This window comes from Lysinibacillus louembei (genome assembly GCF_033880585.1).
Lineage (GTDB): Bacteria > Bacillota > Bacilli > Bacillales_A > Planococcaceae > Metasolibacillus > Metasolibacillus louembei.
In genome coordinates this window covers 3,667,857-3,693,212 of sequence record NZ_CP137624.1, presented here as the reverse complement: position 1 = coordinate 3,693,212, position 25,356 = coordinate 3,667,857, and the positions used below count along the sequence as shown (strand labels likewise).

General features: G+C 37.4%; 29 protein-coding genes and 1 pseudogene. 17 read left to right on the top strand and 13 right to left on the bottom strand.

Annotation, left to right across the window (positions count from 1 at the left end):
• Positions 1-129: 129 nt before the first annotated feature.
• The 3 genes from R6U77_RS18510 to R6U77_RS18500 form a co-directional block, all read right to left on the bottom strand.
• Positions 130-450 (bottom strand): DUF4183 domain-containing protein, encoded by a 321-nt coding sequence (locus tag R6U77_RS18510; RefSeq protein WP_293921224.1) that lies wholly within the window; start codon positions 448-450, stop codon positions 130-132.
• Between the two features lie 38 nt (positions 451-488).
• A complete protein-coding gene (locus R6U77_RS18505) occupies positions 489-911 on the bottom strand; it encodes a DUF4183 domain-containing protein (RefSeq protein ID WP_319836767.1) in 423 nt (140 codons plus the stop codon).
• Positions 912-1,504: 593 nt separating this feature from the next.
• A complete protein-coding gene (locus R6U77_RS18500; protein ID WP_319836766.1) occupies positions 1,505-2,224 on the bottom strand; it encodes a sulfite exporter TauE/SafE family protein in 720 nt (239 codons plus the stop codon).
• A 159-nt stretch (positions 2,225-2,383) separates the two neighbouring features.
• On the opposite strand from R6U77_RS18500, the gene R6U77_RS18495 reads away from it, so the two are divergent.
• From R6U77_RS18495 to R6U77_RS18475, 5 genes are all read left to right on the top strand, one after another.
• Entirely contained in the window at positions 2,384-3,091 is a 708-nt protein-coding gene (locus tag R6U77_RS18495; RefSeq protein WP_293921219.1) for a DNA alkylation repair protein, read from the top strand.
• A gap of 92 nt (positions 3,092-3,183) precedes the next feature.
• Positions 3,184-3,726, top strand: a complete 543-nt coding sequence (locus R6U77_RS18490) for a 5' nucleotidase, NT5C type (protein WP_319836765.1) — start codon at positions 3,184-3,186, stop codon at positions 3,724-3,726.
• Between the two features lie 186 nt (positions 3,727-3,912).
• Positions 3,913-6,003, top strand: coding sequence for a DUF2339 domain-containing protein (locus tag R6U77_RS18485; RefSeq protein WP_319836764.1), 2,091 nt, complete (start codon positions 3,913-3,915; stop codon positions 6,001-6,003).
• Positions 6,004-6,111: 108 nt separating this feature from the next.
• Positions 6,112-6,864, top strand: coding sequence for a prepilin peptidase (locus R6U77_RS18480; protein WP_319836763.1), 753 nt, complete (start codon positions 6,112-6,114; stop codon positions 6,862-6,864).
• Positions 6,865-6,959: 95 nt separating this feature from the next.
• Complete coding sequence (locus tag R6U77_RS18475) at positions 6,960-7,652, top strand: gamma-glutamyl-gamma-aminobutyrate hydrolase family protein (RefSeq protein WP_319836762.1); 693 nt, start codon at positions 6,960-6,962, stop codon at positions 7,650-7,652.
• A gap of 393 nt (positions 7,653-8,045) precedes the next feature.
• On the opposite strand, the gene lexA is transcribed toward R6U77_RS18475, so the two are convergent.
• Positions 8,046-8,666, bottom strand: a complete 621-nt coding sequence (gene lexA / locus R6U77_RS18470; protein ID WP_319836761.1) for a transcriptional repressor LexA — start codon at positions 8,664-8,666, stop codon at positions 8,046-8,048.
• 287 nt (positions 8,667-8,953) lie between these two features.
• On the opposite strand from lexA, the gene yneA reads away from it, so the two are divergent.
• The 4 genes from yneA to tkt all read left to right on the top strand — a co-directional run bounded on the left by yneA (position 8,954) and on the right by tkt (position 12,402).
• Complete coding sequence (gene yneA / locus R6U77_RS18465; protein WP_293921213.1) at positions 8,954-9,289, top strand: cell division suppressor protein YneA; 336 nt, start codon at positions 8,954-8,956, stop codon at positions 9,287-9,289.
• Positions 9,289-9,945 carry a YneB family resolvase-like protein gene (locus R6U77_RS18460; RefSeq protein ID WP_319836760.1) on the top strand — a complete coding sequence of 219 codons (657 nt, stop codon included), beginning with the start codon at positions 9,289-9,291 and terminating at the stop codon, positions 9,943-9,945. The genes yneA and R6U77_RS18460 overlap by 1 nt, the downstream gene beginning before the upstream one ends.
• Before the next feature lie 99 nt (positions 9,946-10,044).
• Positions 10,045-10,281, top strand: a complete 237-nt coding sequence (locus R6U77_RS18455) for a DUF896 domain-containing protein (protein ID WP_319836759.1) — start codon at positions 10,045-10,047, stop codon at positions 10,279-10,281.
• A 126-nt stretch (positions 10,282-10,407) separates the two neighbouring features.
• Positions 10,408-12,402: a transketolase gene (gene tkt / locus R6U77_RS18450; protein WP_319836758.1), complete on the top strand. Its 1,995-nt coding sequence runs from the start codon at positions 10,408-10,410 to the stop codon at positions 12,400-12,402.
• A gap of 220 nt (positions 12,403-12,622) precedes the next feature.
• Here tkt and R6U77_RS18445 read toward each other — a convergent pair whose 3' ends face one another.
• Positions 12,623-13,024, bottom strand: a complete 402-nt coding sequence (locus tag R6U77_RS18445; RefSeq protein ID WP_319836757.1) for a VOC family protein — start codon at positions 13,022-13,024, stop codon at positions 12,623-12,625.
• Between the two features lie 172 nt (positions 13,025-13,196).
• On the opposite strand from R6U77_RS18445, the gene R6U77_RS18440 reads away from it, so the two are divergent.
• Both R6U77_RS18440 and R6U77_RS18435 read left to right on the top strand, forming a co-directional pair.
• Positions 13,197-13,907, top strand: coding sequence for a MerR family transcriptional regulator (locus tag R6U77_RS18440; RefSeq protein WP_319836756.1), 711 nt, complete (start codon positions 13,197-13,199; stop codon positions 13,905-13,907).
• 42 nt (positions 13,908-13,949) lie between these two features.
• Positions 13,950-15,008, top strand: coding sequence for an immunity 26/phosphotriesterase HocA family protein (locus tag R6U77_RS18435; protein WP_319836755.1), 1,059 nt, complete (start codon positions 13,950-13,952; stop codon positions 15,006-15,008).
• A 161-nt stretch (positions 15,009-15,169) separates the two neighbouring features.
• Here the strand turns inward: R6U77_RS18435 and R6U77_RS18430 are convergent, their stop codons facing one another.
• From R6U77_RS18430 to R6U77_RS18410, 5 genes are all read right to left on the bottom strand, one after another.
• On the bottom strand, positions 15,170-15,802 hold the full coding sequence (locus tag R6U77_RS18430) for a response regulator transcription factor (protein ID WP_319836754.1): 633 nt from the start codon (positions 15,800-15,802) through the stop codon (positions 15,170-15,172).
• Positions 15,795-16,820: a sensor histidine kinase gene (locus tag R6U77_RS18425; protein ID WP_319836753.1), complete on the bottom strand. Its 1,026-nt coding sequence runs from the start codon at positions 16,818-16,820 to the stop codon at positions 15,795-15,797. Before R6U77_RS18425 ends, R6U77_RS18430 begins: the two co-directional genes overlap by 8 nt.
• The gene (liaF, locus tag R6U77_RS18420) at positions 16,817-17,494 is read right to left on the bottom strand and encodes a cell wall-active antibiotics response protein LiaF (RefSeq protein WP_293921203.1); all 678 of its coding nucleotides are present in this window, start codon (positions 17,492-17,494) and stop codon (positions 16,817-16,819) included. The genes R6U77_RS18425 and liaF overlap by 4 nt, the downstream gene beginning before the upstream one ends.
• A 108-nt stretch (positions 17,495-17,602) precedes the next feature.
• Entirely contained in the window at positions 17,603-18,256 is a 654-nt protein-coding gene (locus tag R6U77_RS18415; protein WP_293921201.1) for a PspA/IM30 family protein, read from the bottom strand.
• A gap of 15 nt (positions 18,257-18,271) precedes the next feature.
• Complete coding sequence (locus tag R6U77_RS18410; RefSeq protein ID WP_319836752.1) at positions 18,272-18,613, bottom strand: lmo0954 family membrane protein; 342 nt, start codon at positions 18,611-18,613, stop codon at positions 18,272-18,274.
• A gap of 228 nt (positions 18,614-18,841) precedes the next feature.
• On the opposite strand from R6U77_RS18410, the gene R6U77_RS18405 reads away from it, so the two are divergent.
• The 3 genes from R6U77_RS18405 (at position 18,842) to R6U77_RS18395 (ending at position 20,689) form a co-directional block, all read left to right on the top strand.
• Entirely contained in the window at positions 18,842-19,081 is a 240-nt protein-coding gene (locus tag R6U77_RS18405; RefSeq protein ID WP_319836751.1) for a YneF family protein, read from the top strand.
• 274 nt (positions 19,082-19,355) lie between these two features.
• Positions 19,356-20,258 (top strand): nuclease-related domain-containing protein, encoded by a 903-nt coding sequence (locus R6U77_RS18400; RefSeq protein WP_319836750.1) that lies wholly within the window; start codon positions 19,356-19,358, stop codon positions 20,256-20,258.
• Between the two features lie 173 nt (positions 20,259-20,431).
• Positions 20,432-20,689, top strand: a complete 258-nt coding sequence (locus R6U77_RS18395) for a YqkE family protein (RefSeq protein WP_293921197.1) — start codon at positions 20,432-20,434, stop codon at positions 20,687-20,689.
• Between the two features lie 72 nt (positions 20,690-20,761).
• Here R6U77_RS18395 and R6U77_RS18390 read toward each other — a convergent pair whose 3' ends face one another.
• The 3 genes and pseudogenes from R6U77_RS18390 to R6U77_RS18380 all read right to left on the bottom strand — a co-directional run bounded on the left by R6U77_RS18390 (position 20,762) and on the right by R6U77_RS18380 (position 23,541).
• The gene (locus R6U77_RS18390; protein ID WP_319836349.1) at positions 20,762-22,087 is read right to left on the bottom strand and encodes an IS3 family transposase; all 1,326 of its coding nucleotides are present in this window, start codon (positions 22,085-22,087) and stop codon (positions 20,762-20,764) included.
• Between the two features lie 135 nt (positions 22,088-22,222).
• Positions 22,223-22,654 (bottom strand): annotated as a pseudogene (locus R6U77_RS18385) (VanZ family protein); the annotation flags it as partial.
• Entirely contained in the window at positions 22,651-23,541 is an 891-nt protein-coding gene (locus tag R6U77_RS18380; protein ID WP_319836749.1) for an aldo/keto reductase, read from the bottom strand. The pseudogene R6U77_RS18385 and the gene R6U77_RS18380, both read right to left, overlap by 4 nt.
• Positions 23,542-23,610: 69 nt before the next feature.
• Here R6U77_RS18380 and R6U77_RS18375 point away from each other — a divergent pair, with 69 nt between their 5' ends.
• From R6U77_RS18375 to fur, 3 genes are all read left to right on the top strand, one after another.
• A complete protein-coding gene (locus R6U77_RS18375) occupies positions 23,611-24,150 on the top strand; it encodes an NUDIX hydrolase (protein ID WP_319836748.1) in 540 nt (179 codons plus the stop codon).
• A gap of 53 nt (positions 24,151-24,203) precedes the next feature.
• Complete coding sequence (locus R6U77_RS18370) at positions 24,204-24,716, top strand: hypothetical protein (RefSeq protein ID WP_319836747.1); 513 nt, start codon at positions 24,204-24,206, stop codon at positions 24,714-24,716.
• Between the two features lie 139 nt (positions 24,717-24,855).
• Positions 24,856-25,311 carry a ferric iron uptake transcriptional regulator gene (gene fur, locus R6U77_RS18365; protein ID WP_293921192.1) on the top strand — a complete coding sequence of 152 codons (456 nt, stop codon included), beginning with the start codon at positions 24,856-24,858 and terminating at the stop codon, positions 25,309-25,311.
• Positions 25,312-25,356 lie beyond the last annotated feature (45 nt).

Genomic DNA, 25,356 nt, shown 5'->3' with positions numbered 1-25,356 from the left:
ATGAAGAAAAGGAAAGACTCATATGACAAACAAGGAAAAATTAGTGATTTTAAATAGCATGGAGGTTATAGAAACGGATGGCAATAAAACACGCATTGAAATTTCAACCGTAGCATTATTAATTAAAAATTAAGTTTGTGTAACTAATTCTACGGCTTCCACTACTAATGGAGTTCCTGCTGTGATTGTACCTGTAACACCGTTAAATGTTAATTCTGTTGCAGAAATTGTATACGAATCACCTTCTTGTAATACGCCATTAATATAGAAATTATAGTAGCCATTTGCTACTACAGGAAATGCGGTAGCGGCAGTTCCACTATCGTCTAGAAAGGCAGTTGCAGCAACTGTAGTACCGTCTGTGACAGGTAAATTTGCTGCTAAAACATTAAAGAATCTAGTCGAAGTGCCAGTAACATTTACATGAATATTGATAATTGAAAGTGCCATTTTTTTCACCCCCTTTCAAGGGATAAAGGAATTCTATATTATCTTTGTTGAAAACCTAATGATTCTATAATGATTGGAGTTCCAGCAAAGATAGTTGCATTAAATGGGTTAAGAGTTAATGAATTAGGAGTTACCTGGTATGTGCCACCCTCTTGCATGACGGCATTAATATAAAGATTAACGTAGCCGTTAGGATTAAAAAGTGTAAATTCGGTTACTGGATTACCATTATCATCTGAAAATAAATGAGTTGGAAGTGTTACTCCGTTTGTTAAATCAATATTTTCTGTAACGATATAAAAATATCTATTTATTATGGGAATAATAGCTCCTTCAGCGATAATGACTGGAGGCGGTTGAATAGAACATATGTCAATAGCTTTTATAGGAGGCCAAAAAAATCGATTAATTGCACAATAACTGTTGTCAATCAAATTTTGCGAGCCTAATTTTTTAATCATTTTTTCTCACCTCCCCTTTTATCTTATGAATTAAGATTGGAGGGGGATTGGTAGTTTGTCTATTAAAGAAAATTAAATCACTATTTTAGGATAGGTGAGGCTACTAAAATGAAGATGAAATTTTGAAGAAATCAGGAGGCTAGACAACAATACGAGGCGTTTGAAGCGTGCAAGTTGGACACTGGCAAGTATGATTGAGAGAGAATAGGGCACATCAAAGGCTATCAACCAATAGAAGGACTAGATCGTTAATAGATGCAGCACTAGATAAAGCAGCCTTTAAGCATTTAACAACACCTTTAACGAAATTTTAAAGAGGAGATGGCAGGACAGTTATCAAAAAAATCTGGGCAATTGTTCATGATGTCGGTATGGATTGGCAGGTTGTATATAATGCGTGAATGTACACTTAAAGGGTTAAAGAGAATTTTGCTATCAATGCAAGGTCATAGATATGTGCATCCCAATAAGGCTACTAAAATGCATTTATGGAAACTAGAGCAGCAACTAGGCTAGGATGATCCACAGCGTTTATAGGGTTTTATCAAGATAAAAGCTGTAGAGAAACAAAAAGCGCCCTACAGCATTTTATGTTAGTTAAAATAATCAATAAGAAGATAAATACCTGTGAAGCTTAAAAGAATATATGTAAGGATTTTAAATGCATTTTGATTCAGCCATTTAAAAATAATTTGTCCTACATACAAGCCAAATAATACGATCGGAATTGCGTAAATGCTTGATTGCCATATGAATAGGCTAGTACCAGTAAAGCATATTTGTGCAATAAGACTAATTAAATAGATAAATAGATAGAAAGCAAGTGTAGTTGCACGCAGCTTCGCTTTTTCTGTATTTGTCCCTGTAAAGTATAGCAATAAAGGTGGTCCAGGCATCCCGATGCTTGTTGTTAAAAGTCCAGATAATCCGCCAACGATAAAGTCACGAACAGGGGTAGGCTTAACTCTAAAATTCAGTATTAATAATAATGTTAGCAATAACAGCAGTATCGCAATGCCTAATTTAAACATTTCGATATCAATCGAAATAAAAAGCATAATACCAAAAGGTACGCCAGCTATACTGCCAATGGTTAGCCTTTTTAAAATCGTAAAATCAATTGTTGCTCTTATTTTCCATATTAATGAAAGTGAAATAAATAAAGATAAAATAATATTTATTTGAATAGCCTCTTGTGGGAGCAGCAACATCAGCAGAAAAGGCGTTGCCATAATGGAAAAGCCAAAGCCTGTACTTGTTTGCAGCACAGAGGCGACAAATAAAATGCATGCAAAAAATAAAATAGTTTCCAAGGTAGCCTCCTTTTCAAAATCTGTAATCTCTATTGAATTATAAAAAATTAATCTCTTTATATTATAACGGATTAATAGGATAGAGGATATTTCTTCACTGACCTGTAATGAAAATGATAAACTAAGGTCAAAGTAATAATGACAAAAGGAGCAAAATGAATGGACTTTCAAACCGTCATGCAGGAGCTAGAAGCATTAGGAAAAGAGCGTATGAAAAAGACTTATTGTTCAAATGGGGCGAAGGAGCCTGTTTTTGGCGTAGCAACAGGTGCGATGAAGCCGATGAGAAAAATGATTAAAACGAATCAAGCGCTTGCAGAGCAGCTATATGCAACAGGCAATTATGATGCGATGTATTTTGCAGGGGTTATTGCAGAGCCAAATACAATGACAGAGGCAGATTATGATCGTTGGATTGAGCAGGCATATTTTTATATGCTATCAGACTATGTTGTAGCGGTAACGCTAGCAGAGGCAAATATTGCAGAGCAAGTAGCTGATAAATGGATTGCTAGTGGTGAAGAATTGAAGATGTCAGCAGGCTATAGCTGTTATTGCTGGCTGCTTGGCAATCGCAAGGATGAGACATTTTCACAAAGCAAGCTTGCTAATATGCTGGATGTTGTAAAAGAGACAATTCATACTGCGCCAGAGCGAGCAAAATCAGCGATGAACAATTTTGTAACAACGGTAGGGGTGTCGTATAAGCCATTACACGAACAGGCATTGACTACTGCGAAGGAAATCGGTGTTGTTGAAATGAAGAAGGCTGGTAAAAAAAGCAGCTTCTTAAATGCGTTAGAAAGCATTGAAAAAGAAGTGGAAAAGGGACGAATTGGCTTTAAACGCAAACATGTAAGGTGTTAAATTTGTAAAATTTGTTAAGTTAATTACGCATGCTTGTTTCTCGTTTACAAGTTGATTACACTTAGAAAAGGAATGAAAGAGGAGGCTATATAATGAGAAAAAGTATTGCAATTGATATGGACCAAGTATTAGCTAATTTTTATAAAAAGCTTTGTGCAACATGCAATGAACGATTTGGGACAAGTTATACAGATGAAGAATTTATAGGTGGGACTCGACGTAACTTGCCAGATGAACAGATGAAAAAGTTGTATGGCTTTATGAATGAGGCAGATTTTTTTGGAGACTTAGAATTATTGGACCAAGATGCGATTGAAGTGGTGAAAAATTTGCAGGAGCATTATGATATTTTTATTGCAACAGCTGCAATGGAAGTTCCAGGCTCATTCAATGCGAAATACGATTGGTTAGAGCGTTATTTCCCATTTATTAATAAACAAAATATCGTATTTTGTGGCACGAAATCAGTTATTCACACAGACTATTTAATTGATGATAGCCCATATCAGCTAGAAGCATTTAAAGGTACTGGTATTTTATATTCCATGCCATATAACCAAACAACAGAAGGCTTCATTCGAATGAACAATTGGAAGGAAATCGAAGCCTACTTCCAAGAACAGCTTATAAAATAAAACAGTCATTGATTGTCAAAAAGTAGGTTAGTCTGCTTTTTTGGCAATCTTTTTTGTACCGTATACATTTTCCTACAGCTTACACTTAATCCCCTACTTTATTCTTAATTTTCACGCGATTCGACAGAAAGTTCGTCATAGCTTCTATAAGCATGTGATAAAATGTATAAAAGGTAGGTGGGATGAATGGAAAGAGAATGGCAGGAAAGAGTCGAACGGCTAGAGCAAGAGGTTGCACAGCTACAGGCAGAGGTAGCAAAGCTTAAGCATGGTCACGAAAAACCGTATGTAGCACCTAAAACAGAAGAAAAACCTGTTATCTTTACAAAGACACAAGCTGTCATAAAGCAGCCTGTCGAAAAAGCTATAAGTGAAACGAAGGCACCTGAGATAGTAGCGAAGCCGACAAAATCCTTTGAGGAGCGTATAACAACTATTTTACCGAAGCTGTTTATGGTTATTTTAGTGCTAGGTATTTTATGGGGGCTAAAGCTAGCAAGCGAATTCGGCTTCTTATCAGATACAGTGAAAGTTATGATGGCTTACATCGTATCAATCGCTATCGGCATTTATGCATGGCGCCTTGAGAAGAAAAAAGAAGAAGTGACAGCAATGGTCATCTCTTTATACGGTGGTTCCTTTATTATTGGTATATTGGCGACTGCAGCAGGGGCAATTTTATATGAAATATTCGCATTAACGGTGGCACTTGCTATTGCACTACTATATATCGCATATGGGGTTGCCATTAGTTATTTAAAGGGGAGTCAGGCATTAACAACCTTTGTTGTATTTACATCTTTACTTTTACCTTATTTGCTAGAATATATGGATTTTGAAAAAGTATTTATTTTAATTTATATTATACTGATTTTTGGAGCCATTCAGCTCGTTATTTTACAGCATCAGCAACAAATTGCCCTTTATATTGCTATGATTTTTTCACTATTGGCAATACAAATTATTTGGTTTACACAATACAATCAAACACTGTACTTTGCATGTAGTATCATCATTCTGTTAGCGCTATTTTTGAATAGCTGGTGGCAGCTATTTATACGTAGCGAAAGATGGAAGGTTATACAAGAAGGTGCATTGTTTAGCGTTAGCAGTTTTGTGCTATTGCTTTTTAATATTTTTATTTTAAATGAGCCATATCAAATAGGTTATTTATTTATTATATTTGTACTTTATGTAATCATGGCCTTTATCGCACATAAAAAGAGCGAGCGTCATGTTTTCGATATTGCGGCGACAATTGCATTACTATTAACATTTAATATGGTGATGACGTTTGATTTTGCACAAGACTATGATCGACTCGCCTATGTTTTATCAGCTCTTGCAGGTATGATGTTAGCAATACGCTTGCGAGCATCGCTAATGAAAATTACGTATTCAACTATTTTATTTATGATGGCATTTGCTTTATATGCAACGACAGATGTACGACCATTTTGGTATGTAGAAAATATAGCGATAATTGTCCTTATTGTAGGTCTAGCCCTTGCTTATATTTATGCGAAAAGACCAAAGGAAGAGCTGATGCGCTTTGAACGGGGGTTAGCTAAGTACTATGCAATGGATGTCATTGCAGCAAGTATTATTTTCTTCGTTATTCTGTATATGGCAAAGCTTGATTTTGCTTATATTTCAACAACATCCCATATTCCGTATATTGTCTTTAGCTTAACCGCTATTGCCCTGCTTGTTGTTTTAATTATGGATAACCGTTGGCTCGGCATTTTTGCACCAGCATTACTCATTGTTTGCTACTTTACGCAAAGCTTGGCATTACTTACATCAGGCACTATGGATAATACGCATAGCGTATTGCAGCTTGTAACGCGTAGCATTTTCATTTTAACGCTCATTGCACTGCTTGCTGACATATATAAAGAAGGACGTATTTATCAAAAGTGGAAAAGGTTCATTGAAAAATATATTGAAATCTATATAAATGTAGGTATTATTCTAACACTATTGCATTTCATTAATCTTGCATCCTATTTATACGCGATTGACCTATTTACATGGGGTATTGCAATTATGATGAAAACATTGATTCTCTTTGCAGCAGCAAGCCTAACAATATTGTTAGGAAGAAGGCGACAATGGAAAAAGGTTACAGCAACAGGCTTTATTTTATTATTAATCGCAATATTTAAGCTTATTTTCTTTGATTTAGCCACATTAAACCTGTTAATTCGGGCAATTCTCTTTATGATCATCGGTACAGCAGGAATGTTGTTGTCGGGGAGATTAGGGAGGAAGTAAGAAGCTGTAGGGAATGTAGAATTTCTATATTTCCCTACAGCTTTTATTCCTTTATATGGTATGATAAAAAAGTAAAACGACTATTTTAATGATGTAGGTGAGTACAAAATGACAATTATGTATCTGTTTTTCTTTTTGTTATTAGGACTGATACTCGGTTCTTTTTATAATGTTGTTGGCTTACGTATCCCCAAAAACAAATCTATTATTTTCCCTCGAGCTTCCTGTTCAAACTGTCAGCATACTTTAACAATCATTGAGCTAGTCCCAATATTTTCGTATATTTTATTGCGTGGGAAATGTCGCATATGCAAAATTCGTATTTCCCCAATTTATATGATAATTGAGTTCTTCACAGGCATCCTCTTCGCATTTTCTTATTACCAACTAGGTTTTTCAACAGAGCTATTTGTTGCCTTGCTCTTCATTTCACTTTTAATGATTATTACAGTTTCCGATATTGCCTATATGCTAATACCGAATAAAATTTTGTTATTCTTTTTACCTTTACTTATTTTAGGACGTATATTATCGCCCCTTACTTTATGGTGGGATAGCTTACTTGGCGCAGTGATGGGCTTTGGTCTATTATTGCTTATTGCAGCTGTATCGAAGGGTGGTATAGGAGGAGGCGATATTAAGCTATTTTTCTTAATTGGTCTTGTGCTTGGTACAGTGAGTACATTGCTTACACTTTTTTTAGCAGCGATGATTGGGATGCTATTAGCTATTATCCAGTTAAATTTATATAAAAAAGATCGCAAAACACCAATTCCATTTGGCCCATCTATTGCATTGGCAAGCATTATCATTTATTTTTATGGCAAGCAAATAATGGCATGGTATATGCAATTGCTTTAAAAATAGGTTTTTGAATTATCTAAAAATTACGTTGCTCACTGCAAATAACTAGCATATGATAATAGTAATAACTTACAAGTGAGGAGAATGTAATAATGAAGCCAATAATCGGGGTAACGATGCATACAGGGGATAAAAAACTAGAAATAAATGAAACATACATACAGTCTGTAGAGCTAGCTGGAGGAATTCCTTTATGCATTCCACATCTCGATGCATATGACGTGGAGCAAGTATTAAATAAAGTAGACGGTCTACTATTAATTGGGGGACATGATGTCAACCCGCAATTATATGGGCAAGAGCCGCATCAAAAGCTAGGTATGTTTCATACAAAACGAGATAACAGTGATTTAGCCATTGTACAAAATGCCTTTCAGCGCAATATGCCGATATTGGCAATATGTCGCGGTCATCAAGTATTGAATGTAGCATTTGGCGGTACGTTAATTCAAGATATTCCATCACAATCGGAGCAATCAATTGCACATGTGCAAGCTTCTTTAAGAGATGAGGCAACACATACAGTTAAAATTAATGGAGAAAAGCTTCATGCTATTTTTGATGTGGAGCAAGTCCGCACAAATTCCTTCCATCATCAAGCAATTGATCAGCTAGGAGAAGGATTAGTCATTGCAGGTGTTGCAGCAGATGGCATCAACGAAGCGGTTGAGCATGAAGGACATCCATTTTGTATTGGGGTACAATGGCATCCAGAGGCAATGGCACCATCTGGTGATGAGCATTCTATTAAACTTTTTAAAGCATTTATTGAAGCATGTAAATAATAAAAAGGTATATGGGTGTCTGAAAAGAGGTATATTAAACCTCCTTTTCGGACACTTTTGCTGTTTTGTTAAAATATTTGCTGAAGTACAGCATCCACTAATAGAAGATAAATTTCATAGGAAATCGCCAATTTTATTTAAAAATCCACGAAAATCATGCTATTAATTATTGAAATGGGCTATTTTTGAGAAATTATCAATCATTGTTGAACATGCACATTTTTTATTTGTTATATAAAATAGCATTAATTCCTCACTAGCAAGCTTTTTAGTGATTTTTCTTCATATTCATTTAACCTCAAATATTCTTCTTTATTTCCACAATGTAATGATTCGAAAGCTATGCTAGCTAAAAAGCGGAGCTGCCCAAAGATGGGTAGCTCCGCTTTTCATTTATTGGATTTTACGATATAGTCCAACAACATGACCTAAAATCGTTACTTGATTCACTAAAATTGGGTCCATTGAAGAGTTTTCAGGCTGTAAACGGAAATGCGTTTTTTCTTTATAAAAGCGTTTAACCGTTGCTTCATTATCTTCTGTCATTGCTACTACGATATCACCATTATTGGCTGTCGATGTTTGTTTTACGATCACATAATCTCCATCTAGTATACCTGCTTCAATCATTGATTCACCCATAATTTCAAGCATAAACAGTTGATCTTCAGCAGAGCCATAGGAGTTAGGTAACGGGAAATATTCCTCGATATTTTCGATGGCAGAAATAGGAAGTCCAGCTGTTACTTTACCGATTAACGGGACATGGATAACACCTTGTTGTTCAATATCATTATCGCTAGTATCCAAAATTTCAATTGCACGTGGCTTTGTTGGATCACGTCGAATAAGTCCCTTGCTTTCTAAGCGAGCTAAATGTCCATGCACAGTAGAACTCGATGCTAAACCGACTGCTTCTCCGATTTCACGAACTGACGGTGGATAACCTTTTGACTTAACCTCTTCTTTAATAAAAGCTAAAATTGCTTCTTGGCGTTTTGATACTTTTGTCAACTCACTCACCTCTTTTAATTTTTAGTAAAATATCCTGCCTCTCTAAATATAAAGAGAGGGAACTATAGTTAGTCTTGCTCAGCATATGTAGAAAGCCTACTGAACTAAAATAAAGCCTTAAATAACACATAATTGGTAGAACAAATTTTCTTGTTTTTAGTATAACAAAAGAGAAAACAGAAAGCAAACGTTAGTTCGAAAAAAATATTGACAAGAAACGTTTGTTCGTTTTATTATAAGAACATATATTCCGAACGGATATTCTGTTTATTTAGGAGGAGTTAAATATGAATTGGTTGAAAAAAAATAATTATATTGCAATTTTTGTTGCATTTACGCTGTTTGTCATTTCAATACTAGTAATTACAGATGAAGAAATTGAACAATATGAGGAAATTGTTATTGCTCATGGAGATACGCTATGGTCTTTGGCCGAACAATATCGAGGCAAAATGTCAACAGAGCAATGGATTGGCTTTGTGAAAAAAACAAATTATCTTACGGATGAAAAAATAGTAAGTGGACAGCAGTTACTAGTTCCAATAGAAAAGCGTTCGATCATTGCAAATGCAAATCAATTAAGTGAGGATAGCCATTCGCGTGAAGTGGCGAATAAAAACTAATGGTTAGACAAGCGGCAGTTATATATGCAAGAGTTAGCACTGAGAAATCAACACAGCATACATCTCTTGCAAGGCAAAAAGAAGAGTTAAAAACATATGCCAACAAATTAAATTACAATATAGTAGCAATATTTGAGGATCAGCAGAGTGGCTTTGATGTGGAGCGTGAAGGATTATTAGACATGCTAGATTACATGAAAGTAAACGATATTAAAGCATTGTTTATACAAGATGAAACACGATTAGGGCGTGGCAATGCTCGTGTAGCTGTATTGCATCTTTTACAAAAGCAGGGTGTGTCTGTTCTAACCTTAAATGATGCTGGACCTATCTCATTAAATGAAATGGATACAATGCTGCTAGAAATTTTAGCAATAGTAGAGGAATATCAACGTAAGCTACATAATGCTAAAATTCGACGTGGCATGCGCCGTGCAGTCAATAACGGCTATCGTCCAGAAAATAATTTAAAGAATAGAGGCAATATCGAAGGACGCGAACGAATTGATATACCGATTGAGGAAGTTATAAAGTTGCGTACAAAAGGCTTCACGTTCGAAGAAATTGCTACAACATTGAGAGGGTTAGGCTTCGATGTGAGTAAAGCAACAGTTCATCGTCGCTTTAAGGAATATCAAGAAGAACATGATATGTGAGTAGTTTGTTCAAAACGTAAAGCGCAAGGTAAATCACTTGCGCTTTACGTTTTTTTCTCATACCTTTGTAGTATGGAGTTTTAGAAAGGTGAGAAAAATATGTTATCAAAACAAAAATTAACTCGAATTAATGCACTCGCAAAAAAAGCGAAGGAAGGTACGCTGACAGAGGCGGAAGCCAAGGAGCGTACAGCACTTCGTAAAGAATATTTAGACACATTCCGTGCAACGATGCGTGATACGATCGAGCATGTAAAAATTGTTGATCCAGAAGGCAATGATGTTACACCAGATAAAATAAAAAATATTAAAAAGCAGAGAGATTTTCCAAATTAATTTTATACAAAATAACACATTTAGTATGATGAATTTCAAAGAAAACAGCTACTAACCATTGTTTTCTTTAACGTTCTTGACTACACTATAAAAGTAGACTATTTAGCACGAGAAAGGATGTCAAAAATGACTCAAACTCCGGATCAACTTGCAATTAATGCAATCCGTACATTATCAATTGATGCAATTGAAAAAGCAAATTCTGGCCACCCTGGTTTACCGATGGGGGCAGCTCCAATGGCTTATACACTATGGACAAAGCATTTACGCCATAATCCACAAAATCCAAATTGGTATAACCGTGACCGTTTTGTATTATCTGCTGGTCATGGCTCTATGTTACTTTATAGCTTATTACATTTAGGTGGCTATGACTTACCGATGGAAGAAATTAAAAACTTCCGTCAATGGGGCTCATTAACACCTGGTCACCCAGAGTATGGTCATACTGCTGGTGTTGAAGCAACAACTGGACCACTTGGACAAGGGATTGCAATGACTGTCGGTATGGCAATGGCTGAAGCACACCTTGCGGCTAAATACAATAAAGATGAGCATAAAATCGTAGATCATTACACATACGCTTTATGTGGTGATGGGGATTTAATGGAAGGTGTAGCTGCTGAGGCGATTTCATTAGCAGGTCACTTACAATTAGAAAAATTAATCGTACTTTATGATAGCAATGATATTTCATTAGATGGCGAATTAGGCATGTCGTTTTCAGAGAATGTCCAAAAGCGCTTTGAATCATACGGATGGAACTATTTGCGTGTAGACGATGGAAATGATATTTCAGAGCTAAACGCTAAAATTGAAGAAGCTAAGCAATTAAAGGGCAAGCCAACTTTAATTGAAGTAAAAACAGTAATTGGCTATGGTTCACCAAATAAATCAGGTAAATCAGATTCACACGGTGCACCACTTGGCGCAGATGAAGCAACTTTAACAAAAGCACATTATGGTTGGGATCATGAGCCATTTAACGTGCCACAAGAAGTGTATGAAACATTTAAAGCGGCGGCAGAGCGTCAAGGTGTTGCAGCAGAACAAGCTTGGAATGAACAATTTGAAGCTTACCGAGCTAAATACCCAGAGCTAGCTGCTGAATTTGAAAATGCAATGGAAGGTGACTTACCAGCAGATTTCGCAGCTGAAGTACCTGTGTATGAAGCAGGAAAATCAGTAGCTACCCGCTCATCTTCTGGTGATGTCATTAACGCTTTAGCGAAAAAACTACCATCATTATTCGGCGGTAGTGCAGACTTAGCAAGCTCAAATAAAACAACAATCAAAGGTGCAGGCGATTTCTCAGTAGAAAACTATGCAGGTCGCAATATTTGGTTCGGTGTGCGTGAGTTTGCAATGGGAGCAGCGTTAAATGGTATGGCATTACATGGCGGCTTAAACGTATTTGGTGCAACATTCTTCGTGTTCTCTGACTATGTTCGTCCAGCAGTACGCTTATCAGCATTAATGGGCTTACCAGTAACATATGTATTTACACATGACTCAATTGCTGTTGGGGAAGATGGCCCAACACATGAACCAGTGGAGCACTTAGCTTCATTACGTGCAATGCCAAACTTAAATGTGATTCGTCCAGCAGATGCAAATGAATCAGCAGAAGCTTGGAAGCAAGCGATTTTATCGCCAAACACACCAACGGCTTTAGTATTGTCACGTCAAAACTTACCCGTGTTAGACACAACAGCACAATTAGCTGCTGAAGGTGTAGCACGTGGTGGCTATGTTGTATCACCTGCAACAAAGGCAACACCTGATGCAATTTTAATTGCTGCAGGTTCGGAAGTTTCTCTAGCAGTAGATGCACAAAAAACATTACTTGCTGAAGGTGTCGACGTATCAGTCGTGTCAATGCCATCAACATTTGCATTTGACCAACAAGATGCAGACTATAAAGAATCTGTATTACCAAAAACTGTTACGAAGCGTTTAGCAATCGAAATGGGTGCAACACAAAGCTGGTATAAATATGTTGGCTTAGAAGGTGATGTACTGGGTATCGACACATTTGGCGCATCAGCACCTGGCGATTTAGTTATCGAGAAATTCGGCTTCACTGTTGAAAACGTAGTAAATAAAGTAAAAGCGCTATAAGTTTTTAATCAATTTTTAGATTGTATTTGGATATCCTGCTGAAAGAAAAGCAATCTAAGCATTGTTCTTGCCACTTGTGGAGGTAGGAATTGCTCTGCTTTTGATACAAAAGAGCTGCTGAATCATGATAAAATATAAGGTTTCTCTAATACTATAATTAGGGAAACCTTATATTATTTTGCGAATAAGAAAGAGCTTGCAAACTATTGCGTTCTATTTGTTAGGATTTGTTTGTTTGAACCCACCAAAGATTTTTGAAAGGATCAACAAAACCACCCATATACCCATTTTCCTCTGCTGGCTCCATTACAGGAGTCGCACCTTCTGCAATAGCATTTTGGTAAGTGTTGTCCACGTTGGCAACATGCATGTACATTTGAATAGGAATCAATCCATCTGTATTCAACTCTCCGCATACTCCTGGACCACAGCTTCCATCAGCAGATGTATCAGCAAAATAAATGGTGCTGTTTCCTATTCTCATTTCTGCATGAATTATGCTCTCTGTGCCTTCTAACTTATTAATTTTTATTACTTCAGCTTGAAAAACCTTCTTCGTAAATTCAATAAACTGTGTTCCATTTAACACCATAAAATAGGGGATTACTGTTTGATTTTGCATAGTTATTTGCTCCTTTGAATTTTTTTGTAAGGAGATTTTTCATTTTACCTTACAATTTTATAGTACAACATTAGTGCAAATGATAAGGTTTTGTTATTATGAACTTAGCTAACTCAAATTTTATATAAAAAAGCCGTCATGGACTTTAACTATGATTTATAAGGGGGCTGTAATGAAAGGCATTGAAATCGCTAAGAAATTAAAGATAAGCACAAGTGCATTAAGACATTATGAAGCATGGGGACTTGTTCCAAAGGTTGAGAGAGCAAAAAACGGATATCGTATCTATACAAGGGAGCATGAGGCGTATTTCCAATGTATACGTGCATTGAATGCTGGGTTTGGAATGGATTTGGTAAAAAAGGTGATGCCACTTATTATAAATAAGAAAATACATGAGGCTTTATGGATTATTAATAAGGCACAGGTTGATTTATATTTCGAAAAGGAAGCTGTGCAAAAAACAGTAAAAATACTTGATTCAAAAGATTTCGCGGAATTTGCCGATATGAAAAAGTACCACGCTAAAGATTATTTTACGATTGGAGAAGTAGCAAAAGAAGCAAATGTCTCTCCTTCATCAATTCGACATTGGGAAAAGGAAGGATTAATCCATCCCGAACGTCACAAAGAAAGTGGATTTCGCATTTATAGTCCAATGGATATTAGAAGAGTGTTTATTATTCGGACAGTTCAACGGGTTGTTTACTCTTTGGACATCGTCCGTGAGGTATTGTTGGATATTGAGAAAAATAATATTGTTCGGACTAAGGAGATGGCTATTCAATCGCTCCAATACATTGATTATGCACTTGTTGAGCAAATTCGAGGAATTGCTTCCTTGCAAAATCTTTTAGAAATTATGTCAGAAGAAGAACGATAGCAGATATAATTCATTTAAGATTTACAAAATAGGGGGGATTTTATGTGGATGACAAATGACAAGCGACAATTTTTTAAGCTACAGCCGATTCAGGAATCATGGGATTTAGTAAAGTTAACCGATGAATGCACAATTTATTTCGAGGGTGACACGATAGTAAAACGCATTGACCAAACTGAAAGCTCCTATTTGGAAAAGGATATCTCGATTGCTACACGAGATAGACAATATATTTTACCAAAAACGGCTCGCGGTAAAGAAAAAAAGCTAACGTATCCTAGCTTGTATAGTCGTTATGATGGGACGCTCCTGTTTAAATACAGCGTATACAATAATAAAGGTTATATCGATTTAGAGCATATTGAAACGAAAAGGTCATTACCAATTCCTCGTTTTGATGCAGAAAATTTAGCGCAGGTTGAAGAGCAATTAACGCAATTTATTACATCTCCACCATCTACCTATGAGAAAAAGCTTGAACAGCTCTTTACAAAGTTAAAGCGCCATAAAATAAAAGTAGGGGATGTTTTTAAAGTCGAGCGTTCGATGACGACACATGGTTATGTTGTTGTAATTGGAGATATAACGAAAATGAGAAAAGATGGGATGTTTTCGAAGGAAAGTATTTGGCATGACTTGATGACAGTTCCTCTTTTTGTACGAGTTTATCATCTCGAAACAGAAAAAGATTTATCATTAGAAGAAATAGCGGAATTGCCGTTTTATGAAGGCTGCCAAATTGTGATGGATGACCAATTTATGCGAGGGCAATATCCATTTATAGGAAACAAGCAATTAACTGAAAAGGATATCGAGCTACCATTTGGATTTGGTCCATCTCTCTATTTTGAGGACCATTCCTCACGAATTAGTTGGGGGTTAGCGACGATTGCAAAGGAAGGCATCCCTGAGGACTACTACAATCTTCAACATGGAGTTAGCAATGGGGTAAGGTTTGGACATAGTCCTTTTGATCAGAAAAATTATCAGATGGCATTTGAATTTTTTAATATGGAACAGCTTGATTTTGATACATTTAATATGCGTTATGGAGGCTTAACAAAAGCACAGTACTTGGACTATGTACAACCGAAAGCATAGTCTTGGGGCGTCCGAAAAGTCATTTTGGGACGCACCCTTTGCGACGAGGATGGTGACAATTCATTGTGACCACCGCAGGAGCACAATCTTAATCAAAAATTGACTATGTAAAAAAGCGGAGCTGTTCAGAAAGTTCACTTTCTGGACGGCCCCAAGAAGCATTATTTTGCAAGCCCATTTTGAAATGCATAGACAACCGCCTGTGTGCGGTCTTGCACATCTAATTTACTTAAAATGTTGCTAACATGGGTTTTCACGGTTTTCAAAGCGATAAATAATTCGTCTGCAATTTCTTGATTAGCCTTACCTTTTGCCATTAAAAGCAGCACTTCCATTTCACGCTCTGTTAAGCTTTCATGTAGTGGGACAGTCGTTCCACCACGCATGCGAGAAATCATTTTTGTCGTTACTTCAGGCTCTAATACCGTTTCGCCATCCATCGTTTTACGGATAGCATCCGCGATTTGCTTGGCATTCGATGTTTTTAAAATATAGCTTACTGCGCCTGCTTCTAAAGCTGGATATACTTTGTCATCATCTAAAAAGCTTGTTACCATCATTACCTTAGCAGTCGGCCATTCCTTTAAAATTTTTTCAGTTGCCTCTGCACCTGTCATAACAGGCATCACATTATCCATTAAAATTAAATCAGGACGTAAAGCTAATGCTTTTTCAATTGCCTCTAAGCCATTTTCTGCTTCGCCAATAACCTCTATATCAGGCTGTGCAGATAGGTAGGCTGCTACACCGATACGCACCATTTCATGGTCATCTACAAGTAATACTTTAATCAAGCTGCTCACCTTTCTTTCTAGGAACTTTCACTTCAACAATTGTCCCTTCATTAGGAACGGAGACAATTTTATAAAGACAGCCAATCTCAACAGCACGCTCTGCAATATTTTTCAAGCCATATGAGGTGCTTTTATCGGATTGATTGTCAAAGCCCTTGCCATTATCTTGAATACGTAAAATGGCATAATCGTCACGTGCGACAAATAGTAGCTCAACAACGGTTGCCTTTGCATGACGTAGCGTATTAGAAAGTGCCTCTTGAGCTATACGGAAAAGGTGGTCTTCTTCTGCTTTTGTTAGTTCGATTTCTTCTAGCTTGTATTCAATATGGAAATAGACCTTTTGTTGTAGCTCCTGAATTAAATCATTTAAGCCTTCTGCTAATGTTTTATTGCGTAGTGCAACAGGACGTAAATGTAAAAGCAGTGCACGCATTTCTAGCTGTGTTTGCTGGACAATTTTTTCCACCTGCTCTAGCTGGCGCTTTGATTGTGCATTTTCCTCCTGCTCTGTTAAAGCAGAGAGCAGCATAGAGGCAGCAAACAACTGCTGCGACACAGAATCATGTAATTCACGTGCTAATCGCTGGCGCTCCTCAATTAATCTTTCTTGTACAATTTTATCATTTGTTTCTGCTTTTTCATTGGATAAACGCTGTAAAGCAGCTCTTTGTGATTCGATTAAGGCACCGGCCTCATTAATCGCTTTTTTCATAGAACGAGAGATGCCGCGTTTTTGTAGCGGCATAAATTCAGGGTCTCTCAATTTATTAATTGTACGAATTGTCGAGATTTCACGTGTTTTAGTTAATGCAGACATCCACATACTAATAATAACAGCAATTGTTAAAATGATGCTGACAATCGTGAAAACAATCGGTACTTCACCAAGCTTTTCATCAACAAAGAAGCGCCACGTCGGTTCGGTTGGCTCACCTAAAATAAAGATAAAAAAGCCAAATGACATGGAGGCTAAAAGGGTAAAAATGACAAAAATGCGAAAAATAAATCCAATCATGCGCGTGTCACCTCCACGTCACCAAGCCATGTTGAAACATTAATAACTAATAGGCGTTTATGATCGATTTGCCCATCTTCAAATTTTAAATTTTCATTAAAGAGACGCTTTGGCGGCTCATGCAGGCAGCTTGCTTCTCCATACACTGTTGTATAGTGCAAGCGAATCGACACCTCATATGGCACAATAATATGCACCTTACCGATTGCTTGTTGAATTGTAATGACCGATTTGCCCTCTGGTAAAATCGTTTGTGTCGTATCAACTACAACGTCACCGATGAAACGCTTTAAAAGTACATCTTCCCATTTATAAGGCTCAGTCGATGTAGCCATCGTTTCGATTAATTTATTTTTCGTTGTGGAGGAAGTCCATCCTTGATTTGTTACTTCAATTGTTACTTCATCTTTTGTTAATTGCTTATAAATTAAATAGCCAATGAGGACGATAAAATATAGTCTTAAGCTCCATAATGTGAAGAGGGCGATAAGAATAAATAAGGCACCTGTCCATAGCAAAAATTTACGACGTTTGTTAATGCCAAAATAAACAGAAATAATACCGAAAAATAATAAAAAAACAGTGCCATTATGAAATAGTGAAAGCTCTATTAACATAACGAGCAATAGGCCTAATAGAAAAAAAGTAAATTGATCTGTAGTGAGTCGTTTCATAAAGGCGGCCTCCTTTCAAAGTTTTTATCTTGCGTCAGCTGATGTCTGTACATCAGCTGACGCAAGATAAAAGGGAGAGGATGTATAGTGTACCCTCTCCAATTATGGCTATTCTACTATAGCATGATTTTGTGGTTCTTCGTTAGTTGTAATTAACTTTTGTTCTTTTTCAAGTTTGGCTAATCGCGATTCAAATGTAGTCACTTCATATTTATGGTCAATTTTTGTCGCAATATTGTCAAAGTAGCTTGATAGCTCTTCAAAATTGCTTGTATCTTGATTGTGTAAGACTTTATCCATTTGGTGGTGTGCACGTACTACATTTTCCTTGCCCATTAACTGTAGCTGACGTACTTTCATATCTTTAATTTTGTGCTTCATTGTTTCAAATTTGCGTTCTAATTCAAAGTATTCAGCTGTGCATACGTCGATGCTTGAAAGTAAGCCCATTTTACGTGCAGTATAGGCTTCTACCTCCGCTTGTGCGAAAATAATTAAATCTTCCTCGCCGCTAATTGTTGCAAGCTGCAATTGTTGCTCACGCTTTGCTAGCATTGTTTCTGTCTCTTTTAATTGTGCTTCAAGCTCTTTTTTCAGCTGTCCTTGACGTGCAAGTAGCTTGCCTGTTTGCTCCGTTTGTTGCTCAGCCTGACGGATGTATTGATTTAACAAGGCAATAGGGTTTTTGCTTTCCTTTTTATCAAAGAAATCATGTAAATCTGCCTGTAATTGATATTTAAAGCGTGTGAATAAGTTTGTCATAATTGTTCTCTCCTCTTATTTAGATAATTTTGCCCATTCTTTTTCAAAATTGTTAAATGGATCATCGCTTGCTTCTACAACGTTTGAATCTTTCTTCCAATTTTTTGCGATGTAGAATAATGCAACAATCGCGATTAAACCGATAAACGCTGGAATGTTAGATGCAGCTGTTAGGAAACCTATCAATGCTAATGTGGCACTCATAATTTTGCCAAACACCGATGTTGATTTTGTGTAGTAATGTAAACCTGCTGCGACAAGCAAGCCTGACAATAGCAAGCCAATCATCGGCCCTAGTAATGATAGTGCAACGATAAAGGCGATAGCGCCTCCGATAAAGTAAAAGAATTTTTTCATTTTGTTGTCCTCCTTTTGTTGATACCTTTATGTTAAAGCAAGTTCGCATTTTAGATAACGACCTGTAAATGTATCTTTTGCTAGGTCTTGAGGCTGAGGGGGAGTAAGACTATAAAATTTAGCTAGCATTGCGAAGATGCTTCTATATGAATTAAGATAAATAACAATAGAAAGCATAAATAAAGTAGTGTATAATGCTTTGTGGAGAGTTTTCTCAGGAGATAGGTAATGGAGGAGGTTGGTTTAACGATGACATGGGCATGGATTCTTGGAATAGTTGTTGCTTTAATTGCTGGGGTGGCATTAGGCTTCTTCCTTGCACGTCAATATATGATGAAGTACTTGAAAGAAAATCCACCGATAAATGAACAAATGATTCGTGTTATGATGGCTCAAATGGGACGTACACCGTCTGAAAAGCAAGTCCGTCAAATGATGGCTCAAATGAATAAAGTTCAAGGTAAATAATAAGGAGAGATGTCTGAATGAAGATTCGGGCGTCTTTTTTTATTGGTGAAATATAGTATAATTTATTATGATTCAGTAGAAAACATCCACCTTTATAGGAGGTGCGATGAATACTTAGATTACCCTTCATTCAGTGGGTGTCCAAACACTCACTGAATCCTAATAAAGCCTCCGGCGGATGTCAGGGATTTTGAAAGGAGTCCATTGTGCAAGCACAATGCAAAATCCCGACGCAATTACGCCAAGGCGTAATTGATTAAAAAGGAGGAATAACATGATTGTTTTGCCACGCCAAAAGTCTATGAAAGCAGCTATACTTGAAGCAGCAGTGCGTCGCGGTTTTATAGAGTTTAAAGAAGAATTAAATCGCGTGCGGTATGGCATAGCTGGAGAACACTATGTTGACCGTAGCTGGCACGATATGCAATTGAATGAACCCCATTTTTTGCTCCATGATTTTCAAACAACCTTCCATCAAATCGATACGATTTTTCTTTGCGATAAATTTTTGTTGGTTATTGAAATAAAAAATATTGCAGGACGAATTGATTTTGATGAGACAAGCCATCAATTTACACGCACATTAGAAGACGGAAGTATCCAAGGCTTTCGAAATCCACTTGATCAAGTGCGACGTCATCAACGAATGCTTCAGCAGCAATTTCCGACATTTCCTATTATCTATGCGGTAGTCCTCGCACATCCGAAAACTATTATTGGGCGAATGCCTCCACACGAGCCAGTTCTACATAGCAGTGGCTTAGAATTTCATGTAAGAAAGCTTCTATCAAGTTATACTCCACAAGTAACCTCAAAAGAGCTTCACGCTATGTTCCATCAATTAAGACAAATGCAAGCTATTGTAAAGCCACAAGTAAATATTGATAAATTTAAAATACGTACAGGCGTGCTTTGTGAGCAATGTGATGCGCAGATGCAATTTGAACGCGGTTATTTTATCTGCCTATCTTGTGCTATAAAGGATGATGGGACTTTATTACAGCAAGCATTGCACGATTATTGCTTGTTGGTGAATGAATGGATTACAAATGAGGAATTTAGGCGATTTGTTCATATAGATTCATTATATGCAGCGAGGCGATTGTTAAAAAAATTCGATTTTTCTTTTGAGGGGGAAAATAGAGGAAGGAAATATTTGATTTCTTTTAAGGAATGAAGCTATTTCGCAGATAACTTAGGAAAATTCGCAGATAAGTGCTATGAAAACGCAGATAACTTACGCAAATTCGCAGATAACTCAAAGAAAAGCGCAGATATCCCCCTCCCGCTATAAATCCCAACCTAAATTTGATAAAATAATATGAAATGCAAATATGGTAGGTGAATAACATGGCGAAAAAGAAAACAGGTCAAAAGCAAGCAGCGCAGCAAAAACCTGTACAAGAAAAAGCACCAACATTGCAGGATCAACTTGGTGGTGATGTGCTAGCAAAATTAAAGGCAACAAAACAGGCGTTAGTTGATAAAGAACAGGCTGCTGAAGAGGAGCGTCAAGCACGGCTGGTCTTTGAACGCAAGCAACGCGAGAAAAATATGAGCTTTGAGGAATTGCTAGAGCAATATGGTGATAAAGGCTCGAAATTTTAATATAGAAAAAAGAGAGCTATCTTTTCAGGTAGTAATATGGTCCCTTAGTCAAGGACAAATGTAAAAAAGGGTTTAGGCTGCCAAGAGATGGTTTCTGTATTGTACAGGAGCCATCTTTTTTAGGTTCCATTGATAGCGATAATTATTGTAGTAGACCATGTAGTGATCGATTTTAGCACGTACCTCGTCTAACGTTTTGGCCATGCTGAAATCAACCTCGTCTTTTAAGTGTCCGAAGAAGGATTCTTGTGGGGCATTATCCCAACAGTTACCTCGACGTGACATCGATTGACCAAGTTTGTAGTGCTTTAAAAGCTTTTGGAATTTAGGGCTTGTATAATGAACACCTTGATCGGAGTGGATGAAAGCATCTGGCTGGAGCTTTACACGTTTATTACGGAAGAGTTTTTTCACCGTTGTTGTGGCGATACCTAGCGTAATACGGTCTGATACATGATACGCTAAAATTTCATTCGTTGAGCCGTCTTTTATGGTCGATAAATAAGCCATCGTTCCGTTGTATGGAATATAGCTGATGTCTGTTAGTAATACTTTACCTGCCACACCTTGTTTGAATTCACGGTTTAATAAATTCGGCACCACGCGATGTTCTTTCGTTGCTTTCGCCATTTGTTTATAGGGATTCGGTTTACGATGTGGGCAAACGACGCCATATTTACGCATAATACGCTGGATTTTCTTTCGGTTCATGACGAGATCAAAATCTTGTTCAAGCGTCATTTTAATCGAGCGTGAACCTTTCTTATAACCACGACGCTTAAAGGCTTTTAAGATCTGGTCGCGTGCTTCTTCATCTCGTTTTTCCTTTACAGCTCGTGCTTCTTCTGTCTCTAAAAAGCGATAATAGCCTGAACGAGAGACGTTTAAAAGCGTACAAAAATACGTCACCATGCGTTTAAATGGAAACTGCTTAAGCGTATCTGCAATGAGTTGAAATACTTTACGTGCGCTTTGTTTTTGACTGTCGCTGAGCAGCCTCCTTTCGGTCACTTCGAGCTTTTTTAGTAGCTCGATTTGTCCTTCTAATAATTCAATACGAGCCGCTTGTCTTTCTACCATTTCTGTCATGGTTAATTCACGCTGTAACGGTCTGCCTGAGCTCGTTTTTCGCGTATCTGTCAGACCAATTAATCCATTTTGATCATACGCTTTTCGCCAACGTGAAGAAGCTTGTTCAACACGCTTCATCCCGAGCACTTCGATATCAAAGCCATATTCGCTAAAGATCTGTCTTGGTGTTTTACCAGCCAAATACTCATCGATAAATTGGCTTTTAAATGTATCTGCGTACGTAATTGTTCGTTCGGTTACTTTGACTACATGTGGATTCTGTTGTAGTTGTTCCATCTGTTTTGGTGAAAATAATTGTTTACTCATCGTTGTTGTCCGTCCTTTAGTTGCTTGAGAATCAAGTATATAAAAAATACCTGTGAAGTGCACACTCTTTTTCAAGTGTCCACTCCACAGGTACCATATTATAGCTCTCTTTTTTCTTGTTATCATCGCTGTCACCATAATAAAAACAACCGCTCCAAAGCTATCAAGCAGCACATCTGAAAAAACGCCTGTGCGCCCTGGTAAAAAGGATTGTCTTAGCTCGTCAAGTGAGGCGATAACAAAAATGGTGGCAATCGCAAGCAGTGAAGGAAAGCGCCATGCAAGCTTGCGATAAAATAAATAAAGAATGGTACCGACAATGCCGAAGCCAATGAAATGGGTTGCCTTGCGCACAAGAAATTCCACAAAGTAAAAATAGCCTCTTGATTCTACAGAAATAATCGTACCCCAATAAGGAATTTTTAAAAGGCTAAGCGTTTCTTCAAAAGGCTTATCAGCTAATAAAACGCGTAGCTCTGGTACAATCGTTTGCTGTTTATAGCTCATATTAGAAGCAAATGCAACAATGCATAGTGCTACAATAACGAGAAAAATATATTTTTTCATCGATGCTCTGTATAGAGGTCCTTCTTTAGCAGCTCCTCAACAGTATCAAGAGCGGGTAAATTTTTTATTGCATCGTATGCAGCAATATTTTCAAGCAACTGTTGCTTTGAGCTTGCGCCGATAACAGTGGAGGCGATTGCTTGATGCTGCAAGTTGAAGGCGATTGCTAAGCTATGTAATGAGCCGTATTGCTCCTCAAGGCTAGATAATAGCGTTTCTAGCTCTTGCTGTGAATAGCTCATATAGTTTTGCAAGCGCGTGCGCCATTCCTTTGTTAGTAGTCCTTTCGCAATGGAGCCACGTGTGACAACAGAAACGCCATTTGCTGAAAGTGCTGGGAACCATTCCTCTGCGCGGCGGTCAAGCATGCTGTATTGCATCATATTGCTGACGGCTTGTCCCTTTTCAGTAAAAGGTAGAAAGACATTTGGGCGAATTGAGGAAATACCATAAGCACGGATAAGCCCCTCTTTTTTTAATTCCTCAAATGTAGCGATAACTTCATCTAAATTGTCATCAATTGTGCCGCCATGTAGCTGATAAACATCGATATAGTCTGTTTGCAGGCGCTGTAGGCTATCCTTCAGCGCATTTTTTATATAGCTTGCTGAGGCGTCCCATGACCAGCCTTCCTGTCCTTTTTCAAAACGATTGCCAACCTTTGTTGCCAGAATAAGCTGCTGACGATGCTGCTTTAAAATCTCACCAACGATGCGTTCATTGTCGCCTTGATTATATAAATCTGCTGTATCAAAATAGTTAATACCTGCATCAATAGCAGTGTCTACAATGGACTTTGCTTCATTTATATTCAGGGGCAATGACATACAACCAAAGCTCAGTTCAGAAATTTCAATCTCGCTTTTTCCTAGCGTTCTTTTTTTCATAACATACACACCTTTCTTGTTCTAATGTTACAATGAATTTATCTTATGCGACAAGTGAGGCGAATAGCTTTGAAAAAATTTGAAGAGAAAACAGTTATGTCACAGCCTATTTTTCAAGGGCGAGTGATTTCATTAAAGGTCGATGATGTGCAGCTACCTAATGGTGCAACAGCAAAGCGAGAAATTGTTAATCATCCTGGGGCAGTGGCGGTTATCGCATTTACTGCTGAAGGAAAATTAGTTGTTGTTGAGCAATACCGCAAGGCGCTAGAGCGCTCAATTGTTGAAATTCCAGCAGGGAAATTAGAGCCAGAAGAACAGCCCGCAGCAACAGCACGTAGAGAGCTGGAAGAGGAAACTGGCTATGCTTGTAAGGAGCTTACATATTTACAAACATTTGCGACTTCACCAGGCTTTGCTGATGAAGTAATCCATTTATTCATTGCACGCGGACTAACACCAGTGCAGGAAAAAGCAGCACTTGACGATGATGAATTTGTTGAATTAATGGAAATCACCTTGCAGGAAGCGGAAGCAATGATGGCGAGCGGCGCCATTTATGATGCGAAAACAGCGTACGCTGTGATGTGGTGGAAAAATCAAAAATAATTCGCATATCAGCCTTGGACTAGCATAAGTTGGTTGTAAAAGGAGGCTGAAATTTGCGGACAAGCATTATAATACAATTAACAAGTATGATTGTCGTCGGATTTCTAAGCGGCGTTGCTTGCTTCTATTTATTTGACTTAGAGCAGGCAATTGCACTTATTCAATTGATGGACGGACGTATTTTACAGCAACAAGAGCCGAGTATCATTCAAACAATTTTGCCCGTTGCTTTTGCAATAGCGATTGTTTTATTATTTGCGACACATCCGTTTTGTGCATTTGTAGCAAAATGGTTAATTGCACTGCGAGCAACGTTTTTAGGATTTAGCTCGATGTATTTGTTAACACAGCAGCAATCCTTGCTTGCATATGGCATATGGTGGTTTCCTTTTCAATTTGTTTATTGTGTACTATTACTAATGATTTGTTTAAGTATTTCAACGAAAAGACCGATGCGATTTGCAAAGAAGGGTAATGCGACATATAGACGAATGGGGGCAATTATACTATTATTTGGTGTAATTGCATTGCTGGAAATGCTCGTTATATCCTATGTTTTTAAATAGATTTAGTAGAGAAAGCAATATGTAGTATAATTGTGTCGGGATTTTTTCAAATATACTTGAAAAAGTCTCTTTAAAAATCATTAACTTGTCAGCTCTTTCGCTCATTTGGTATAATGAAAAGAGTTTAGGAGGGCGTCACATGGAGAGCCGTATTGATCGTATAAAAAAACAACTGCATAGTGCTAGCTATAAGTTGACGCCACAGCGTGAAGCGACAGTGGCCGTTCTGCTTGAACATGAGGAAGATCATTTAAGCGCAGAAGATGTTTTTTTGCTAGTAAAGGATAAAGCGCCTGAAATAGGCTTAGCAACTGTATACCGTACGTTAGAATTATTAACGGAGCTGAAAATTGTCGATAAAATTAATTTCGGTGACGGTGTATCTCGTTATGACCTTAGACAAGAAGGTGCTGCTCATTTCCACCATCATTTAGTTTGCATAGAATGTGGTGCAGTTGATGAAATTCAAGAAGATTTATTAGAAGATGTAGAAGCAGTAGTAGAAAAACGTTGGAATTTTATCATTAAAGACCATCGACTAACGTTTCATGGAATTTGTTGGCGATGTCATGGCGATGAGGATTCAAAAGAGTAAAGCGGGTAGCATATAAGCTACTCGTTTTTCATTTCTGCTAGAAAG

What these genes read in the sequence shown, in the direction of transcription:
- R6U77_RS18510 (WP_293921224.1), bottom strand. Translation starts at nt 450, where the DNA reads ATGGCACTTTCAATTATCAATATTCATGTAAATGTTACTGGCACTTCG.
- R6U77_RS18505 (WP_319836767.1), bottom strand. Translation starts at nt 911, where the DNA reads ATGATTAAAAAATTAGGCTCGCAAAATTTGATTGACAACAGTTATTGT.
- R6U77_RS18495 (WP_293921219.1), top strand. Translation starts at nt 2,384, where the DNA reads ATGGACTTTCAAACCGTCATGCAGGAGCTAGAAGCATTAGGAAAAGAG.
- R6U77_RS18490 (WP_319836765.1), top strand. Translation starts at nt 3,184, where the DNA reads ATGAGAAAAAGTATTGCAATTGATATGGACCAAGTATTAGCTAATTTT.
- R6U77_RS18485 (WP_319836764.1), top strand. Translation starts at nt 3,913, where the DNA reads ATGGAAAGAGAATGGCAGGAAAGAGTCGAACGGCTAGAGCAAGAGGTT.
- R6U77_RS18480 (WP_319836763.1), top strand. Translation starts at nt 6,112, where the DNA reads ATGACAATTATGTATCTGTTTTTCTTTTTGTTATTAGGACTGATACTC.
- R6U77_RS18475 (WP_319836762.1), top strand. Translation starts at nt 6,960, where the DNA reads ATGAAGCCAATAATCGGGGTAACGATGCATACAGGGGATAAAAAACTA.
- yneA (WP_293921213.1), top strand. Translation starts at nt 8,954, where the DNA reads ATGAATTGGTTGAAAAAAAATAATTATATTGCAATTTTTGTTGCATTT.
- R6U77_RS18460 (WP_319836760.1), top strand. Translation starts at nt 9,289, where the DNA reads ATGGTTAGACAAGCGGCAGTTATATATGCAAGAGTTAGCACTGAGAAA.
- R6U77_RS18455 (WP_319836759.1), top strand. Translation starts at nt 10,045, where the DNA reads ATGTTATCAAAACAAAAATTAACTCGAATTAATGCACTCGCAAAAAAA.
- tkt (WP_319836758.1), top strand. Translation starts at nt 10,408, where the DNA reads ATGACTCAAACTCCGGATCAACTTGCAATTAATGCAATCCGTACATTA.
- R6U77_RS18445 (WP_319836757.1), bottom strand. Translation starts at nt 13,024, where the DNA reads ATGCAAAATCAAACAGTAATCCCCTATTTTATGGTGTTAAATGGAACA.
- R6U77_RS18440 (WP_319836756.1), top strand. Translation starts at nt 13,197, where the DNA reads ATGAAAGGCATTGAAATCGCTAAGAAATTAAAGATAAGCACAAGTGCA.
- R6U77_RS18435 (WP_319836755.1), top strand. Translation starts at nt 13,950, where the DNA reads ATGTGGATGACAAATGACAAGCGACAATTTTTTAAGCTACAGCCGATT.
- R6U77_RS18425 (WP_319836753.1), bottom strand. Translation starts at nt 16,820, where the DNA reads ATGATTGGATTTATTTTTCGCATTTTTGTCATTTTTACCCTTTTAGCC.
- liaF (WP_293921203.1), bottom strand. Translation starts at nt 17,494, where the DNA reads ATGAAACGACTCACTACAGATCAATTTACTTTTTTTCTATTAGGCCTA.
- R6U77_RS18415 (WP_293921201.1), bottom strand. Translation starts at nt 18,256, where the DNA reads ATGACAAACTTATTCACACGCTTTAAATATCAATTACAGGCAGATTTA.
- R6U77_RS18410 (WP_319836752.1), bottom strand. Translation starts at nt 18,613, where the DNA reads ATGAAAAAATTCTTTTACTTTATCGGAGGCGCTATCGCCTTTATCGTT.
- R6U77_RS18405 (WP_319836751.1), top strand. Translation starts at nt 18,842, where the DNA reads ATGGAGGAGGTTGGTTTAACGATGACATGGGCATGGATTCTTGGAATA.
- R6U77_RS18400 (WP_319836750.1), top strand. Translation starts at nt 19,356, where the DNA reads ATGATTGTTTTGCCACGCCAAAAGTCTATGAAAGCAGCTATACTTGAA.
- R6U77_RS18395 (WP_293921197.1), top strand. Translation starts at nt 20,432, where the DNA reads ATGGCGAAAAAGAAAACAGGTCAAAAGCAAGCAGCGCAGCAAAAACCT.
- R6U77_RS18390 (WP_319836349.1), bottom strand. Translation starts at nt 22,087, where the DNA reads ATGAGTAAACAATTATTTTCACCAAAACAGATGGAACAACTACAACAG.
- R6U77_RS18380 (WP_319836749.1), bottom strand. Translation starts at nt 23,541, where the DNA reads ATGAAAAAAAGAACGCTAGGAAAAAGCGAGATTGAAATTTCTGAACTG.
- fur (WP_293921192.1), top strand. Translation starts at nt 24,856, where the DNA reads ATGGAGAGCCGTATTGATCGTATAAAAAAACAACTGCATAGTGCTAGC.